The sequence below is a fragment of the Pseudomonas solani genome, assembly GCF_026072635.1.
Classification (GTDB): Bacteria; Pseudomonadota; Gammaproteobacteria; order Pseudomonadales; family Pseudomonadaceae; genus Metapseudomonas; species Metapseudomonas solani.
Map to the genome: position 1 here is coordinate 2693879 of NZ_AP023081.1, position 15831 is coordinate 2709709.

Below are 15831 nucleotides of genomic sequence, written 5' to 3' on the forward strand. Positions count from 1 at the left end.
GCCCAGGGCGATAACGCCGGGAATGAAGAATCGTTGAAGGAAGAACCATGAGCCAAGCCGTCACCAACCCGAACAGCGCCAACAGCCTCACCGGCCTGCTGGTGCCGCTGTCCGACCGCACCCTGCTGGTGCCCAACGTGGCGGTGGCCGAGCTGATCCCCTATCGCGCGCCGCAGGTATCGGCGGGCATGCCGGCCTGGTTCCTCGGCCAGGTGGCTTGGCGTGACCTGCGTCTGCCGCTGCTGTCCTTCGAAGCCGCCTCCGACGGCCAGCCCCAGACCGGCGCCGGCGCCCGCGTGGTGGTGCTCAACGCCCTGGGCGGCCGTGGCCACGTCAAGTTCATCGCCCTGCTGGTGCAGGGCATCCCGCGCTCGCTCAAGGTCGACTCAGACCTCCCCCGCGCCGCCGTCCCCCTGGCTCCCCTGGAGCTGGACGCCGTACAACTGGGCAACGACATCGCGCGCATCCCCGACCTCATTGCACTCGAGCAGATGCTCGAGGATGCGGGGATTATCTAGCCGGAAGCCGGAAGCGGTGCCTTGGCTTTTGCTTCCAGCTTCAAGCTAAAAACGCTTCCAGCTAAAAGTCACCCCATAACTGCTGCGCCACGCTGAGCGCCACCACCGGCGCTGTCTCCGTCCTCAACACCCTGGGTCCCAGGCGTGCCGAATGGAAGCCGGCGGTTTGCGCCTGGGCGACTTCGGCGTCGCTGAGGCCGCCTTCGGGGCCGATGAGGAAGGCCAGGGTGCCGGGCTTGGCGTGGCTGGCCAGGGGTTCGGCCACCGGGTGCAGCACCAGCTTGAGGTCGGCGTCGATCTGCTTCAGCCAGTCGGCGAGGCTGACGGGGGCGTGGATCACCGGCAGCACCGAGCGGCCGCATTGCTCGCAGGCGCTGATCGCCACCTGGCGCCAGTGGGCCAGGCGCTTGTCGGCGCGCTCGTCCTTCAGTCGCACTTCGCAGCGCTCGCTGACGATGGGGGTGATCTCGGCGGCGCCCAGTTCGGTGGCTTTCTGGATCGCCCAGTCCATGCGCTCGCCCCGCGACAGCCCCTGGCCCAGGTGCACCCGCAACGGCGACTCGGCCTGGCCGGCGAAGGCCTCACGCAGCTCGACGCGCACATTCTTCTTGCCCACCTCCACCAGCTCGCCGAGGTACTCCTGGCCGGAGCCGTCGAACAGCTGCACGGCATCGCCCACGGCCAGGCGCAGCACGCGACCGATGTAATGGGCCTGGGTTTCCGGCAGCTCGTGCTGGCCGATGGAAAGGGGGGCGTCGATGAAGAAGCGGGAAAGGCGCATGGGAGCTGGAAGCCTGAAGCTGAAAGCCTGAAGTCTACCCGTGCGGCGCTTCCAGCTTCCAGCTTCCGGCTGCTCCTCTAACCCGGATCCCTGTGATTGGGATGCAGGTCGCTGGCGACGCTGACGCTCACCGAGTCGCGGGTGGCGATGTCGATGCCTTCGCTGGCCACTTCGGCGAGGAAGTCGATCTGCTCCGGGGTAATCACGTAGGGCGGCAGGAAGTACACCACGTTGCCCAGCGGGCGCAGCAGCGCGCCGCGTTCCAGGGCGTGCTGGAAGACCTTGAGGCCACGGCGCTCCTGCCAGGGGTAGGGCGCGCGGCTGGCCTTGTCCTGGACCATCTCGATGGCCAGCACCATGCCGGTCTGGCGCACCTCGGCGACATGGGGGTGATCCACCAGGTGGGCGGTGGATTGCGCCATGCGCACCGACAGCGCGCGGTTGGCCTCGATCACCTTGTCCTGCTCGAAGATGTCCAGGGTCGCCAGGGCGGCAGCGCAGGCCAGCGGGTTGCCGGTGTAGGTGTGCGAGTGGAGGAAGGCGCGCAGGGTCTGGTAGTCGTCGTAGAAGCCCTGGTAGACGGCCTCGCTGGTGAGTACAGCGGCCATGGGCAGGTAGCCGCCGGTGAGGGCCTTGGACAGGCAGAGGAAGTCCGGTGCGATGCCGGCCTGTTCGCAGGCGAACATCGTGCCGGTGCGGCCGAAGCCGACGGCGATCTCGTCGTGGATCAGGTGCACGCCGTAGCGGTCGCAGGCCTCGCGCAGCAGCTTGAGGTACACCGGGTGGTACATGCGCATGCCGCCGGCACCCTGGATCAGCGGCTCGACGATGACGGCGGCGACCTCCCCGTGGTGCTCGGCGAGGGTGCGCTCCATGTGGGCGAACATGGTGCGCGAGTGTTCTTCCCAGCACATGCCTTCGGGGCGCAGGTAGCAGTCGGGGCTGGGCACCTTGAGGGTGTCCATCAGCAGGGATTTGTAGGTCTCGGTGAACAGCGCCACGTCGCCCACCGACATCGCCGCGATGGTCTCGCCGTGGTAGCTGTTGGTCAGGGTGATGAAGCGCGTCTTGCCCTCGCGGCCCTGGTTGCGCCAGAAGTGGTAGCTCATCTTCAGCGCCACCTCGATGCCCGAGGAGCCGTTGTCGGCGTAGAACACGCGGTCCAGCCCCGCGGGCGTGAGCTTCACCAGGCGCTCGGAGAGTTCGATCACCGGCTGGTGGCTGAAGCCCGCGAGGATCACGTGTTCGAGCTGGTCGACCTGGTCCTTGATGCGCTGGTTGATGCGCGGGTTGGCGTGGCCGAAGACGTTGACCCACCAGGAGCTGACGGCATCCAGGTAGCGCTTGCCTTCGAAATCCTCCAGCCAGACGCCTTCGCCACGGCGGATGGGCACCACCGGCAGGCGTTCGTGGTCTTTCATCTGGGTGCAGGGATGCCAGAGCACGTCGAGGTCGCGCTTCATCCAGTCGGCGTTGAGGCCCATGGGGTGGTCTCCGGAAAGGGTCGGGGAAGACTATGCAATAGGGGTGAGATGGACAAGCGCGCCGCGCCGACACAATAGCCGGCGCCGACGGGCATCTCTGGTGGCTGCCGGGTGCCTGGCGTATCCTGCGCGCCATTCAAGAAATACGACCGTTCCTCGGGGGAATCCAATGTCTGCTGCCTGGCTGCGCACCTGTGCGTTTGTTGTGTTGGGAGTGCTCAGTGCCGTTGCGCAGGGCAAGGAAAAGCAACCGGCCGCCATCGTGGTCGGCGGCGGCATGGCCGGCCTCACGGCGGCCTATGAGCTGCAGCAGCAAGGCTGGCAGGTGACCCTGCTGGAGGCCAAGCCGAGCATCGGCGGGCGCTCCGGCCTGGCCAGCACCGAATGGATCGGCTCCGACAAGCTGCAGCCGACCCTGAATGCCTACCTCAAGGGGTTCAAGCTGGCGACCGTGGCCGCGCCCGAGTACGTGCGCACCCCGGGCTACCTGATCGCCGGTCGCTACTTCAACGAAGCCGACCTGCTCAAGGAAGCGCCCAGCACCGTCGAAGGGCTGAAGCGCTTCGACAAGAGCCTGGATGATCTCGCCGCCTCCATCGAGGACCCGCTGCAGCCGCTGGTCAACCACACCCTGCAGACCCTGGATTCCATCAGCGTGGCGCGCTGGCTCGACAAGCTGGCGCTGCCGCCCACTTCCCGTGCCCTGGTGGACCAGCGCATCCGTTCGCGCTACGACGAGCCCTCGCGCCTGTCGCTGCTCTACCTCGCCCAGCAGGGCCGGGTCTATCGCGGCCTGCCGGAAGGCGACCTGCGCGCCGCCCGCCTGCCGGGTGGCAGCGCGGCACTGGCCCAGGCCTTCGCCAAGAAGATCAAGACCATCAAGACCAACGCGCGGGTCTCCGCCATCGTCCAGGACAAGGACAGCGTCACCGTGAAAGTGGGCGGCGCCGGCTACAGCGCCGACTACGTGGTGCTCGCCGTGCCGCTGCCGGCGCTGGACAAGATCAGCCTCACCCCGTCGCTGTCTGCCCTGCAGCTGCGCTCGCTGAAGGACATCAACTACGGTTGGCGCGACCAGATGCTGCTCAAGTTCAAGAAGCCCGTGTGGGGCAAGTCGCGCCTCTCCGGTGAGGTCTATAGCGACCAGGGCCTGGGCATGATGTGGGTCGAGCCCGCGCTCAAGGGCGGTGCCAACCTGCTGGTGAATATCTCCGGCGACAACGCGCGCCTGCTGCAGGCCTTCGGTGACCGGCAGATGGTCGACCAGGTGCTGATCCGCTTCGACAAGCTGTTCCCCGGCGCCCGCGAGCAGTTCACCGGCTACGAGCTGCGCCGTTACGGCAAGGACTCCCTGGTGGGCGGAGCCTACCTGGCCTATGGCCCAGGCGAAATCAGCCTCTACTGGCGCATGTGGGAGAAGCCCCTGGGCCGGGTGATCTTCGCCGGCGAGCACACCGACGCGCTCTACCCGGGCACCCTGGAAGGCGCCCTGCGCAGTGGCCAGCGCGCCGCCAGCCAGGCCCGTGACCTGTTCGCCGGCAAGAGCCTGGAACCGGTCGAGCAGGTTGCTGCCGCCGCCCCGGCTCCGGCCAAGGCCGATGCCAAGGAAGAAAAGAAGGGCTTCTTCTCCCGCCTGTTCAACTGATGGCGCCACGGGCGCAATGCCCGTGACCTCCAGTCGCCTCCGGGGTGCCGTTCGTGCACCTCGGACAGAACTTAAAGCCCCTTCCCACGCCTAATTCCCGCTCGGGCCAGTTCGTCCTACCTATCGTATTGCCCGATATTTCAAAGCGACATTTTCTACTTTTCTTCGATATTTTTGCCGCTAGGCTTGGCCCATCCGTTTTTCAAGGAATCCTCCTGATGCAGTGGCGCAATACTCCCAACCGCTTCGGCCTCGTCAGCATCGTCCTGCACTGGGGTGTTGCCCTGGTCGTCTTCGGCCTGTTCGGGCTGGGGCTGTGGATGGTCGGCCTCGACTACTACAGCGGCTGGTACAAGACCGCCCCTGACATCCACAAAGGCATCGGCATCCTGCTGTTCCTGGTGATGCTCGCCCGTGTGCTCTGGCGCTTCGTCAGCCCGCCGCCGCCGGCCCTGCCCAACCACGGCCAGCTCACCCGCCTGGGCTCCAAACTGGGTCACCTGGCGCTCTACCTGGGCCTGTTCGCCATCATGGTTTCCGGTTACCTGATTTCCACCGCCGACGGTCGCGGCATTGCCGTGTTCGGCCTGTTCGAAGTGCCGGCGACCCTGACCAGCATTCCCGACCAGGAAGACGTCGCCGGCGTCATTCACGAATACCTCGCCTGGGGCCTGGTGATCTTCGCGGGCGTCCATGCGCTCGCTGCGCTCAAACACCACTTCATCGATCGCGACGCCACCCTGACCCGCATGTTCGGGCGCGCCGCCAAATAAGCTGCACCCTCACAAGGAGAAATACCGATGCTGAAGAAATCCCTCGCCGCGCTGACCCTCGGTGCCGCCCTGTTCGCCGGCCAGGCCATGGCCGCCGACTACGCCATCGACAAGCAAGGCCAGCACGCCTTCGTCAACTTCAAGATCAGCCACCTGGGCTACAGCTGGCTGTACGGCACCTTCAAGGACTTCGACGGCTCCTTCAGTTTCGACGCCAAGGCGCCGGAAGCGAGCAAGATCAAGGTCACCCTGCAGACCGCCAGCGTCGACACCAACCACGCCGAACGCGACAAGCACATCAAGAGCGGCGACTTCCTCAATGTGAGCAAGAACCCGACCGCCACCTTCGAGTCCACTGGCGTGAAATCCACCGGCAACGGCACCGCCGACGTAACCGGCAACCTGACCCTGAACGGCGTGACCAAGCCGGTCGTGGTCAAGGCCAAGTTCATCGGTGAAGGCGACGACCCGTGGGGCGGCTACCGCGCCGGCTTCGAAGGCACCACCACCCTGAAGCTGAAGGACTTCGACATCCAGAAGGACCTCGGCCCGGCTTCCCAGGAAGTCGAGCTGATCATCTCCTTCGAGGGTGTGCGCAAGTAAGATTGCGCGGATGACGAAGAACGCCGGCTGATGCCGGCGTTTTTCATTTCCGGCACAACGCAGTGCCGTGTCGGAACTGGGCGCCTCTTCCCGGGCTGAAGCCCGGGCTACGATGCGGTGCTCCGAGGCACAAATGAAAACGCCGGCCCCAGGGCCGGCGTTTTTCATGGCGTTGCAGCTCAGCGGTTGCGAGTCAGCAGCGCGGGCTTCTCACCACGGGGGCGGTTGCTGTTGGACAGTTGGTCCAGCTGCTCCGCGGTGGGGAAACGATCACCCTTGGATTCCTTGTGGATGATCTTCGGCTGCGGCTTGCGCGGCTCCTGCACGGCAGGCTCCTCGCGGCCGCGGGAGGCGCGGGGCTCGTCACGGCGGGCCTGGCCGCCATTGCTGCGACCTTGGCCCTGGCCACCACCGCTACGGCGCTGACCGTTGCCAGCGCCCTGGCCGGCACCGCCGCCACCGCTGCGGCTCTTGCCCTGGCCTTGACCCTGGCCACGTGCACCGGCGCCTTGGCCCTGACCCTGGCTTCTGCCCTGGCTCTGGCCTTGACCCTGGCCCTGGCCGCCACGGCGGTTGCGGCTCTGGGTCTTGTCCGGGTAGGGGCTGACGTAGTCGGCACGGTTGCCGAAGTTGTCCACGTCGTCGTCGAGGAACTCTTCCGGGTCGCGATCACGCGTGGGCTGTGGCGGGCGTGCCGGACGCGCCTGCTGTGGCTGGCTGTTGTTGCCGGCGGCCGGTTGGGCGTTCTCGCCTTCCTTGCCTTTGCCCTTGCCACGGCGGTTGCGGCTCTTGCGCGGCTTGCCTTCGCCGTCGGCAGCGGGCGGGGTGGCCCCTTCGCGCTTCGGACGGTCGGCACGCGGCTGGCGCGCCGGTTGCGGCGGGCGCACGTCGGGGCGCTCGGCCTCGACGGCGGAGGCGTCGAAGCCCTGCATGTCGCCATCGGGAATGCGCTGCTTGGTCAGGCGCTCGATGGCCTTGAGCAGCTTCTCTTCGTCCGGGGCGACCAGGGAGATGGCTTCGCCGCTACGACCGGCACGACCGGTACGGCCGATGCGGTGCACGTAGTCTTCCTCGACGTTGGGCAGCTCGTAGTTGACCACGTGGGGCAACTGGTCGATGTCCAGGCCGCGGGCGGCGATGTCCGTGGCGACCAGGATGCGCACGCTGTTGGCCTTGAAGTCGGCCAGGGCCTTGGTGCGTGCGTTCTGGCTCTTGTTGCCGTGGATCGCGGCGGCCGGCAGGCCATGCTTGTCGAGGTATTCGGCGAGGCGGTTGGCGCCGTGCTTGGTGCGGGTGAACACCAGGACCTGTTCCCAGGCGCCAGCGGTGATCAGGTGGGCCAGCAGCGCACGCTTGTGGTTGGCCGGGAGGCGGAACACCCGCTGCTCGATGCGCTCGACCGTGGTGTTCGGCGGCGTCACTTCGATGCGTTCGGGGTTGTGCAGCAGCTTGCCGGCGAGGTCGGTGATGTCCTTGGAGAAGGTCGCCGAGAACAGCAGGTTCTGGCGTTTCGCCGGGAGTCGGGCGAGGACCTTCTTCACATCGTGGATGAAGCCCATGTCGAGCATGCGGTCGGCTTCGTCGAGTACCAGGATCTCCACGTGGGAGAGGTCGATGCTGCCCTGGCCTATCAGGTCCAGCAGGCGACCGGGGCAGGCGACCAGGACGTCGACGCCCTTGGACATGGCCTGGACCTGCGGGTTCATGCCGACACCGCCGAAGATGCAGGCGCTGGCCAGCGGCAGGTCACGGGCATAGACCTTGAAGCTGTCGTGGACCTGGGCGGCGAGCTCGCGGGTCGGGGTCAGGACCAGGACGCGGGCCTGGCGTGGGCCATGGCGATGCGACTTGTCCGGGTGACCATTGGGGAACAGGCGCTCGAGAACCGGGAGGGCGAAGCCGCCGGTCTTGCCAGTGCCAGTCTGTGCCGCAACCATCAGATCGCGACCTTGCAACACGGCGGGAATGGCCCGCTGTTGCACCGGAGTGGGCTGGTTATAGCCGGCTGCTTCCACAGCGCCGACTAAAGCCTCGGAGAGACCGAGGGAGGCAAAGGACATGGGAAATCCTGTCTAGTTAGGGCTTGGCCCGGGGGAGTGTCTGCCTGGCTAGAAAATCGCAGCGGGGAGGCGCGATTCCCGTCCGGTCCTGCTGGCTTGGGGGGCCAACATCCGGGCGTATACCTGGCGGGAGCCGGGAGTATAACAGAGCATTTCCGGCGTGCAGCCTATCGACTGCTCAACGGTGTGCTGCGATCCAGGCCGTCGGCCCAGGCCTGTTCGCGTACCGGGTAGCGCGCCTGCAGCGTGGCGTGGGCCGGCTCCCGCTTGAAGCGGCGCAGTTCCTCGGCGAAGCGCTGGGCCAACTCGCCCAGTTCGGGGGTGCGGCGGAAGGCCAGGTAGAGCGGGTCTTCGCCCACCGGACGGGGGTGGTGGGCGACCTGTTCGGCGAGCCCCAGGTGCTGCGCCAGTCACAGCCCGGCGCGGCGGTCGTTGACCACCAGGTCGACGCGGTCGCGCACCAGCTTGCCGAGGTTGGCTTCGTGACTCGGCGCCGGCTCGCGGGTGAACAGCTCGGAGGTGCGGAAGTCGCTGTCGCTGTACCAGTAGCCCGGTGAGGTGCCGACCTTCAGGCCCTGGAGGTCGGTCAGGCGGTTGAAGGGATAGGGGCGGGCGCGGTCATAGAAGAGCACGAACTCGGCGCTGGACAGCGGCTCGTCGGCGAAATGCAGGCGGGGACGGCGCTCTTCGGTCATGAAGATATCCAGCACGGCGTCGGCCTGGCCGTTCTCCATCTCGATCAGGCAGCGCTTCCAGGGCATGAAGTCCCAGTGCACCTCCACGCCCAGGCGCTTGAACACCTCGACGCTGGCGTCATAGTCCAGGCCGCGTGCCTGGCCGTTCTCCACGAAGACATAGGGCGCCCAGGGATCGGTGACGATGCGCAGCGGCCCCGCGTTGGCGAAGGCGCCGAGGCAGGTGAACAGCAACAGGACGAAGAGGCGACGGGATGCTGGCATAGGGCCAGAATACGCGGCGCTTTCCGGGCTGGGAAGTGACCCGGCGCGCCGCTCGGCCGGTCAGGGATTGAGCAGGAACACCACGTAGCCACGAAACCAGGGGCTGTCTTCCAGGTAGTCCGGTGGCTCCCACTCGCCGTTCTGCACCAGGCCGATGCGGTAGGGCAGTTGCAGCTTCGCGACGCGGGGCAGGTAGCGGGCGTTGCCGGGGATGCTGTGACGCCCCTGGTAGGTCTGCACCACCACCTCGTCGAGCACCTTGCCCAGGCGGTTGAGCACTGCCGGGTCGCCGTTGCTGCCCCAGTCCAGCAGCCCGGTGATGCCGAGGCGGTAGTGCCGGGGCAGGCGCTGGCGCAGTTGTTCGAGGAAGTCGGCGTAGCCGTCCAGGTGCAGGGTGCGGGCATCGAAATCGATCTGCACGCCGACCACCGGGTTGCCCGCGCGGCGCCAGCGTTCCAGCTGGGCGAGCAAGGTGGCGTAGATGGGCTCGGTCCAGCGCAGGGTATGGGCGCGGTAGACCACCCAGACTTCACCCTTGGACAGGCGCGGCACTGCCATGCCCTGGGCGATGAAGCGCGCCTGCGGGTCACCGGGCTGGCGCGGTCCGTCGATCTGGCCCTGGAGGATGTACAGGGTGCGCGCCTCCGCCAGCACCGCCTGGGAGCGCACGCCGCTCCAGACCCAGAAGGCGTCGTAGTCGGCAGCATCCACCCGCTCCCCGGCGATACCGGGGAGGCTCGCCAGGGCCAGCAGCAGGGCCAGTGCCCTGGCGATCACGCGTCGCTTACCAGTAGTACTTGAGCTTCTGCGCCCAGGGGTTGCCCGGGTAGTCCTTTTTCAGGTCCTGGAACCACTGCTTGCGCTGGGCCTTGTCGATGTCCTGGCCGTCGCAGGTGTTGTAGCCGGCGGGAGCGAAGCAGTTCACCGCGCGGAACAGTGCGTAGGCCATCTCGTCGGCGCTGGCGTGAGGGTCGTCGATGGTCCGCTGGTAGCCGACCAGGCGCGACCAGGGCTGGCCGGGGAAGTCGGTGGTCGAGCCGCCCAGTTCGTCTGCCGGTGGCTGGCTGTTGAGGCTGAAACCGTCCAGGCCGTTGGTGCGGACGAAGTCGCCCAGGCAGTTCAGGGCCAGGCCATCACCGTCGTTTTCCTCCAGCCGTTCGGCCACCTTGGCCAGCGGCGGGCAGGCGTACTCGCCGGGAGCGGACTGGCCGGCCCAGGCGAAGCGTCCCACTGCCCAGGTATCGCCTTCTTCCACCTTGGGCGCCGGGTTCGGCAGCAGGGCCAGGTCCTGCCGGAAGTGGGCGTAGTCGCTGAACAGCAGCTCCTTGTAGAGCAGGGTGAACAGGGCGTTGTCACGTTCGGCGGCGGGGGCGGCGCTGTCCTTGGCCTGCTGGCGCAGCAGGTCGGCGGAGGCGAGGTTGCGCAGGACGATCTCGCGGATGGGCGCGGTGCGGATTGGCGAGTCGGCGGCGAAGATCTCGGCCACCTTGCCGTTGCGCGAGAGGTTCAGGGCCAGGGCCAGTTCCAGCTGGCCGCGTTGCAGCGCGGAAGGCTGGCGGGCCAGCAGTTGCTGCCAGAGCTCGCGTGCCGCATCGGGCTTGCCGGTGGCTTCCAGCGCCAGGCCGCGCAGGGTTTCCTGGCTGAACACCAGCAGGCCCATGGGCGCCTGGTTGTCCGCGGCCGGCAGGGCGGCCAGGGCCTTGGCGGCATCGCCACCGCGGTAGAAGTGCCAGGAGGCGACGAGGTAATCGTGCAGGCCGGGTTGGCTGGCGAAGCGCTGTTTCTGTGCCTGCAGCTGTTCCAGGGTGATGGTCGGGCTGAGGTCGCTGCCGGGCTTGCGCAGGCGTATCAGGTCCATCACCGCGAGCAGGGTCGGGTCCTGGACATCGTCGGGCTTGAGCGCCGGTAGCAGCTTGACGTCGAGCTCCTCGATCAGTGCGCGGCCGCTCATGTTGCGCTGGTCGCTGTCCTCGTCCTGGGCGAACTGCCAGGCGTACTCGGCGGCGAACTTGCGCGGGTCGTCCAGCAGCCAGTAGACCTTGCGCAGCAGGCCACGGGCGGAGGCGCGGTAAAGCCCTTCCGGGTACGCCTGCAGGTAGGCCTTGAGGCCCGACTCGGCGCTGGTCATGGCGTTGCGGTCGATCTTCGCCAGGTCGGGAATGCCGTACTCGTCGAAGGCGTCCTGCTGGGCCTGGTTCAGCGCGACGCGCGCCTGCATGTACAGGGCGGTTTCCTTGAGCCAGGGCTGGTCGCTGGAGGCGAGGCCGGCGAACTGCTGGCCGGCACCGGCGAAGTCGCCGCGGTAGAAGGCGTCGGCACCGGTCAGGTAGGAGCCGAAGGCCTGGGCGACCGGGGAGGTGAGGGCGCCAGCGGCGGGCAGCACGTCCTCGGGTTGCGGGTCGCCTTCACCACAGATGGTCATCAGGTTGACCCGGGCATCGGCCAGGGCCTTGCGCTCGGCGGCTGAGAGCGCCTCGGTGCCGGCCAACTGGTCGACGAAGGCCTGGGTGCTGTCGAGGTCGTTGGTGCGGCAGCGGTTGCCCTCACCTTCGGCGAAGTAGTGTTCGGCCAGGCCGTTCTCTTCCAGTTGCACGCCTACCTGCTCGAGAGCCAGGGTGAGGTTCTCCTTGCGCGGGTCCTTCTGCTCGGCCTCGGTGTTCTCGGCATTGCTCTCTTCGCCTTCGCCGCTGCTCTCGCTGGCGGCTGCCTCGGCATTGGCCGGGTCGAGCATCTCCAGGGTGAAGGGCACCTGGGCGTAGCCGTCCTCGTAGCCGCTGGTGGACTTCAGCGTCTCCGGCAGGCGCAGGCGGCCGGCATCGGCCAGCAGCAGCTGCAGGTTGGCGCGGCTGTCGTTGCCGGGGCTGAGGAAGGGCAGGTTGCTGCAACCCAGCAGGCGGTCGCCGGCGATGGCCCAAGTGGGGCTGCAGACGAAGTCGAAGCTGGCGAAGGCGCTGGGGCTGGCGAAGCCGATGAGCAGGGCGAGCGGAGCGAGGCGTGGCGTGATCGTCATGGTCTCTTCCTTGAGTGAAGGGGCCGGCGCATCCTACCGCCGGCCCTTCGCCTCAACGTGGCAGTTTGAGGTTGTTCCAGATGGCCAGGCTGGGTTCGGCCTGGTTCAGGGTGTAGAAGTGCAGACCCGGGGCGCCGCCCTGTAGCAGGCGTTCGCACATCTCGGTCACCACCTGCTCGCCGAAGGCCTGGATGCTTTCCAGGTCGTCGCCGTAGGCTTCCAACTGCTTGCGGATCCAGCGCGGGATCTCGGCGCCGCAGGCGTCGGAGAAGCGTGCCAGCTTGCTGTAGTTGGTGATCGGCATGATGCCCGGGACGATCGGCAGGTCAACGCCCAGCTTGCGTACGCGGTCGACGAAGTAGAAGTAGCAGTCGGCGCTGAAGAAGTACTGGGTGATGGCGCTGTTGGCACCGGCCTTGGCCTTGCGGGCGAAGTTGGCCAGGTCGTCCTCGAAGTTGCGCGCCTGCGGATGGATTTCCGGGTAGGCGGCGATTTCGATGTGGAAGTGGTCGCCGGTCTCGGCGCGGATGAACTCCACCAGCTCGTTGGCGTGGCGCAGTTCGCCGCTGGCCATGCCCATGCCCGACGGCAGGTCGCCACGCAGCGCGACGATGCGCTTGATGCCGGCGGCCTGGTACTGCTCGAGCAGGCTGCGCAGGTCGGCCTTGCTGTCGCCGACGCAGGAGAGGTGCGGCGCGGTCGGCACCTTCACGTCGCCATCGAGCTGCAGCACGGTGTTGAGGGTACGGTCACGGGTCGAGCCGCCGGCACCGTAGGTGCAGGAGAAGAAGTCCGGCTTGTAGGCAGCCAGCTGACGCGCGTTGTTCAGCAGTTTTTCATGCCCGGCTTCGGTCTTGGTGGGGAAGAACTCGAAGCTGTAGCGGCGTTCTTGAGACATGGAGAATTCCAAGCTTGAAGCCGTAAGCCTGAAGCCGGAAGTGGAGCATGTGCGCTTCCAGCTTCCGGCTTCCAGCTTCTGGCTTGATTGGTTAGTAGCGATAGCTGTCCGGCTTGAACGGGCCTTCGACGGTGACGCCGATGTAGTCGGCCTGCTGCTTGGTCAGCTGGGTGACGACGCCACCGAAGCCCTTGACCATTTCCAGGGCCACTTCCTCGTCCAGTTTCTTCGGCAGTACTTCGACGGTCAGGCGCTCGGCTTTCTTCTCGGCGGAGAGGTCGGCGTACTTCTGCTCGAACAGGAAGATCTGCGCCAGTACCTGGTTGGCGAAGGAGCCGTCCATGATGCGGCTGGGGTGGCCGGTGGCGTTGCCCAGGTTCACCAGGCGGCCTTCGGCCAGCAGGATCAGGTAGTCGTCGTTGGCCGGGTCGAAGGAACCGGCGCCGGTGCGGTGGATCTTGTGCACCTGCGGCTTGACCTCTTCCCAGGCCCAGTTCTTGCGCATGAAGGCGGTGTCGATCTCGTTGTCGAAGTGGCCGATGTTGCAGACCACGGCGCGCTTCTTCAGGGCCTTGAGCATGCCGGCGTCGCAGACGTTGACGTTGCCGGTGGTGGTGACGATCAGGTCGATCTTGCCCAGCAGGGCGGCGTCGACGCTGGCTTCGGTGCCGTCATTGAGGCCGTTCTTGTAGGGGGAGACCAGCTCGAAGCCGTCCATGCAGGCCTGCATGGCGCAGATCGGGTCGACTTCGGACACCTTGACGATCATGCCTTCCTGGCGCAGGGACTGGGCGGAGCCCTTGCCCACGTCGCCGTAGCCGATCACCAGGGCCTGCTTGCCCGACAGCAGGTGGTCGGTACCGCGCTTGATGGCGTCGTTGAGGCTGTGACGGCAGCCGTACTTGTTGTCGTTCTTGCTCTTGGTCACGGCGTCGTTGACGTTGATCGCCGGGACTTTCAGGGTGCCGGCCTTGAGCATGTCCAGCAGGCGGTGCACGCCGGTGGTGGTCTCTTCGGTGACACCATGGATGCGCTCGAGCATCTGCGGGTATTTCTTGTGCAGGATCTCGGTCAGGTCACCGCCGTCGTCCAGCACCATGTTGGCGTCCCAGGGCTGGCCGTCCTTGAGGATGGTCTGCTCGATGCACCACTCGTACTCCTGCTCGGTCTCGCCTTTCCAGGCGAATACCGGGGTACCGGCGGCGGCGATGGCGGCAGCGGCCTGGTCCTGGGTGGAGAAGATGTTGCAGGAGGACCAGCGCACTTCGGCGCCCAGGGCGGTCAGCGTCTCGATCAGCACGCCGGTCTGGATGGTCATGTGGATGCAGCCGAGGATCTTCGCGCCTTTCAGCGGTTGGCTGGCGGCGTACTTGCGGCGCAGGCCCATCAGGGCGGGCATTTCGGATTCGGCGATGATCAGTTCGCGACGGCCCCAGGCAGCGAGGGAAATGTCGGCGACTTTGTAATCGTTGAAATCGGCAGGCGTGATAACAGCGCTCATGCGAACTCTCCATTCGTTGTGTGCGAATGGGCGCCGTTGATGCGTTTGGGTAACGCCCCATCCGAGCCTGACAAACCCTTTCTGGAACAGGTCTGCTGCAGCGCCCCTCGGACAGGTGGCGGGCGCGGCCATGAAGCCGCGTGAAACCGGGGGATTATAGCCGTGTGAGGCGATCTGCCCAAGGCTTTCCGTCGCGCGGCGAGCACGCTATCGACACGATTGATTCCGCTGCCGGGACAGCGCAACGGGGCTCTGCCATCATCCGCCGCGTCAACGAAGCGAGGAGAACGACAGATGAATTTTCATACGCGCAAATGGGTCAAGCCCGAGGACCTGAACCCCAACGGCACCCTCTTCGGCGGCAGCCTGCTGAAGTGGATCGACGAGGAGGCGGCGATCTACGCCATCATCCAGCTCGGCAGCCAGCGCGTGGTGACCAAGCTGATGTCGGAGATCAACTTCGTCAGCTCGGCGCGCCAGAGCGACATCATCGAACTGGGCATCACCGCCACCGAATTCGGCCGCACCTCCCTGACCATGCGCTGCGAAGTGCGCAACAAGATCACCCGCAAGAGCATCCTCACCATCGATCGCATGGTCTTCGTCAACCTCGGCGAGGACGGCAAGCCCGCCCCCCACGGCAAGACCGAGATCAGCTACATCCGCGATCAGTTCAAGGATTGATGGCTACCAGCGCCCGGAGGCTCCGCCGCCGCCGCTGGAACCGCCGCCCCCGCTGAAGCCTCCGCCGGAGCTGCTGGACGAGCTGCTCGAGTCGCTGCTCGACGAGTAGCCGGACGAGCTGCTCGAGCCGCTGCTGACCTTCCAGGTGGACAGCGGCGCGAGGATGAAAATGAACACGAACAGGCTGATGAAGCCCGCCGTGAGGGTGAAGAACAGCAGCAGGTCGAGCGCCGTGCCGGTGGCCAGGCAGTAGATCAAGGTGGCGACGGTCACCAGGCCGATGCAGGAAAAGTAGCGACGGCCACTGTGTTGACGTGCCCAGGGTCTGGGGATGCGTTTCACCAGTGCCGGCACGATGAAGAACTGAGCGAAGAACAGGCACAGGCTGAACAGGTTGATGGTGTCCGGCTGGGGCTCCCGTGCACTGGGCTCCGGCAGCGGTTCGCCACGTACCAGGCCGGAGAGGGCATCGGTGCCGGCCTGGATGCCGCCGAAGAAATCGCCCTCGCGGAAGGCCGGGGTGATGCGCTCGCGGATGATGCGCGCGGCCTGCACATCGGTCACCGCGCCTTCCAGGCCGTAGCCCACCTCGATGCGCAACGCACGGTCGTCCTTGGCCACCAGCAGCAGGATGCCGTCGTCCACGCCCTTGCGCCCCAGCTTCCATTGCTCGAACACACGGGTGGCATAGGCCTCGATGCTGTCCGCACCGGTGCTGGCGACGATCAGCACGGCGACCTGTGCACCTTTCTCCGCCTCCAGGGCCGCGAGCTGAGCGTCGAGGGCGGCGCTCTGGCTGGCGTCCAGGGTGGCGGTGAGGTCGGTGACCCGCTGCTTGAGGGCGGGTACCGGTTGGTCGGCGTTGGCGCAGAGGCAGGCCAGCGACAGCAGCAGGGCAACCAGGCGGGCGCGCAT

14 protein-coding genes, 1 pseudogene and 1 riboswitch are annotated in these 15831 nt (G+C 66.7%); of the genes and pseudogenes, 5 read left to right on the forward strand and 10 right to left on the reverse strand.

What is annotated here, in order from left to right; translation table 11 throughout:
- Positions 1–47 precede the first annotated feature (47 nt).
- On the forward strand, positions 48–518 hold the full coding sequence (locus tag PSm6_RS12180; protein WP_021218379.1) for a chemotaxis protein CheW: 471 nt from the start codon (positions 48–50) through the stop codon (positions 516–518).
- A gap of 61 nt (positions 519–579) precedes the next feature.
- Here the strand turns inward: PSm6_RS12180 and PSm6_RS12185 are convergent, their stop codons facing one another.
- Positions 580–1299 carry a 16S rRNA (uracil(1498)-N(3))-methyltransferase gene (locus tag PSm6_RS12185; RefSeq protein ID WP_043240841.1) on the reverse strand — a complete coding sequence of 240 codons (720 nt, stop codon included), beginning with the start codon at positions 1297–1299 and terminating at the stop codon, positions 580–582.
- Positions 1300–1376: 77 nt separating this feature from the next.
- Positions 1377–2783, reverse strand: a complete 1407-nt coding sequence (locus PSm6_RS12190; protein ID WP_021218381.1) for an adenosylmethionine--8-amino-7-oxononanoate transaminase — start codon at positions 2781–2783, stop codon at positions 1377–1379.
- Between the two features lie 169 nt (positions 2784–2952).
- Between PSm6_RS12190 and PSm6_RS12195 the strand changes: the two are divergent.
- The 3 genes and pseudogenes from PSm6_RS12195 to PSm6_RS12205 form a co-directional block, all read left to right on the forward strand.
- Positions 2953–4422, forward strand: a pseudogene (locus tag PSm6_RS12195) (flavin monoamine oxidase family protein); the annotation flags it as partial.
- A 224-nt stretch (positions 4423–4646) separates the two neighbouring features.
- Positions 4647–5201: a cytochrome b gene (locus tag PSm6_RS12200; protein ID WP_021218383.1), complete on the forward strand. Its 555-nt coding sequence runs from the start codon at positions 4647–4649 to the stop codon at positions 5199–5201.
- Between the two features lie 27 nt (positions 5202–5228).
- On the forward strand, positions 5229–5804 hold the full coding sequence (locus PSm6_RS12205; protein WP_043240834.1) for a YceI family protein: 576 nt from the start codon (positions 5229–5231) through the stop codon (positions 5802–5804).
- Positions 5805–5983: 179 nt separating this feature from the next.
- Here the strand turns inward: PSm6_RS12205 and rhlE2 are convergent, their stop codons facing one another.
- The 7 genes from rhlE2 to ahcY form a co-directional block, all read right to left on the reverse strand.
- Entirely contained in the window at positions 5984–7864 is a 1881-nt protein-coding gene (rhlE2, locus tag PSm6_RS12210; protein WP_265170293.1) for an RNA helicase RhlE2, read from the reverse strand.
- Between the two features lie 167 nt (positions 7865–8031).
- Complete coding sequence (locus PSm6_RS30350; protein WP_307735136.1) at positions 8032–8223, reverse strand: hypothetical protein; 192 nt, start codon at positions 8221–8223, stop codon at positions 8032–8034.
- A 51-nt stretch (positions 8224–8274) separates the two neighbouring features.
- Positions 8275–8823, reverse strand: a complete 549-nt coding sequence (locus PSm6_RS12215) for a substrate-binding periplasmic protein (protein WP_307735137.1) — start codon at positions 8821–8823, stop codon at positions 8275–8277.
- 60 nt (positions 8824–8883) lie between these two features.
- Positions 8884–9597 carry a DUF3142 domain-containing protein gene (locus PSm6_RS12220; protein WP_371877127.1) on the reverse strand — a complete coding sequence of 238 codons (714 nt, stop codon included), beginning with the start codon at positions 9595–9597 and terminating at the stop codon, positions 8884–8886.
- 10 nt (positions 9598–9607) lie between these two features.
- Positions 9608–11833 carry a PA5441 family protein gene (locus PSm6_RS12225; protein ID WP_043240824.1) on the reverse strand — a complete coding sequence of 742 codons (2226 nt, stop codon included), beginning with the start codon at positions 11831–11833 and terminating at the stop codon, positions 9608–9610.
- Between the two features lie 52 nt (positions 11834–11885).
- Positions 11886–12731, reverse strand: a complete 846-nt coding sequence (gene metF / locus PSm6_RS12230; protein ID WP_021218389.1) for a methylenetetrahydrofolate reductase [NAD(P)H] — start codon at positions 12729–12731, stop codon at positions 11886–11888.
- Positions 12732–12822: 91 nt separating this feature from the next.
- A complete protein-coding gene (gene ahcY, locus PSm6_RS12235; RefSeq protein WP_021218390.1) occupies positions 12823–14232 on the reverse strand; it encodes an adenosylhomocysteinase in 1410 nt (469 codons plus the stop codon).
- Between the two features lie 21 nt (positions 14233–14253).
- A riboswitch (S-adenosyl-L-homocysteine riboswitch) is annotated at positions 14254–14347 on the reverse strand.
- A gap of 179 nt (positions 14348–14526) precedes the next feature.
- Between ahcY and PSm6_RS12240 the strand changes: the two genes are divergently transcribed.
- The gene (locus PSm6_RS12240; protein ID WP_021218391.1) at positions 14527–14916 is read left to right on the forward strand and encodes an acyl-CoA thioesterase; all 390 of its coding nucleotides are present in this window, start codon (positions 14527–14529) and stop codon (positions 14914–14916) included.
- A 3-nt stretch (positions 14917–14919) separates the two neighbouring features.
- Here the strand turns inward: PSm6_RS12240 and PSm6_RS12245 are convergent, their stop codons facing one another.
- A complete protein-coding gene (locus PSm6_RS12245; protein WP_265170294.1) occupies positions 14920–15831 on the reverse strand; it encodes a TPM domain-containing protein in 912 nt (303 codons plus the stop codon).

Excerpts from the sequence above, each read along its gene's own strand:
- PSm6_RS12180 (WP_021218379.1), top strand. The coding sequence starts at position 48 with ATGAGCCAAGCCGTCACCAACCCGAACAGCGCCAACAGCCTCACCGGC.
- PSm6_RS12185 (WP_043240841.1), bottom strand. The coding sequence starts at position 1,299 with ATGCGCCTTTCCCGCTTCTTCATCGACGCCCCCCTTTCCATCGGCCAG.
- PSm6_RS12190 (WP_021218381.1), bottom strand. The coding sequence starts at position 2,783 with ATGGGCCTCAACGCCGACTGGATGAAGCGCGACCTCGACGTGCTCTGG.
- PSm6_RS12200 (WP_021218383.1), top strand. The coding sequence starts at position 4,647 with ATGCAGTGGCGCAATACTCCCAACCGCTTCGGCCTCGTCAGCATCGTC.
- PSm6_RS12205 (WP_043240834.1), top strand. The coding sequence starts at position 5,229 with ATGCTGAAGAAATCCCTCGCCGCGCTGACCCTCGGTGCCGCCCTGTTC.
- rhlE2 (WP_265170293.1), bottom strand. The coding sequence starts at position 7,864 with ATGTCCTTTGCCTCCCTCGGTCTCTCCGAGGCTTTAGTCGGCGCTGTG.
- PSm6_RS12215 (WP_307735137.1), bottom strand. The coding sequence starts at position 8,823 with ATGCCAGCATCCCGTCGCCTCTTCGTCCTGTTGCTGTTCACCTGCCTC.
- PSm6_RS12225 (WP_043240824.1), bottom strand. The coding sequence starts at position 11,833 with ATGACGATCACGCCACGCCTCGCTCCGCTCGCCCTGCTCATCGGCTTC.
- metF (WP_021218389.1), bottom strand. The coding sequence starts at position 12,731 with ATGTCTCAAGAACGCCGCTACAGCTTCGAGTTCTTCCCCACCAAGACC.
- ahcY (WP_021218390.1), bottom strand. The coding sequence starts at position 14,232 with ATGAGCGCTGTTATCACGCCTGCCGATTTCAACGATTACAAAGTCGCC.
- PSm6_RS12240 (WP_021218391.1), top strand. The coding sequence starts at position 14,527 with ATGAATTTTCATACGCGCAAATGGGTCAAGCCCGAGGACCTGAACCCC.
- PSm6_RS12245 (WP_265170294.1), bottom strand. The coding sequence starts at position 15,831 with ATGCGCGCCCGCCTGGTTGCCCTGCTGCTGTCGCTGGCCTGCCTCTGC.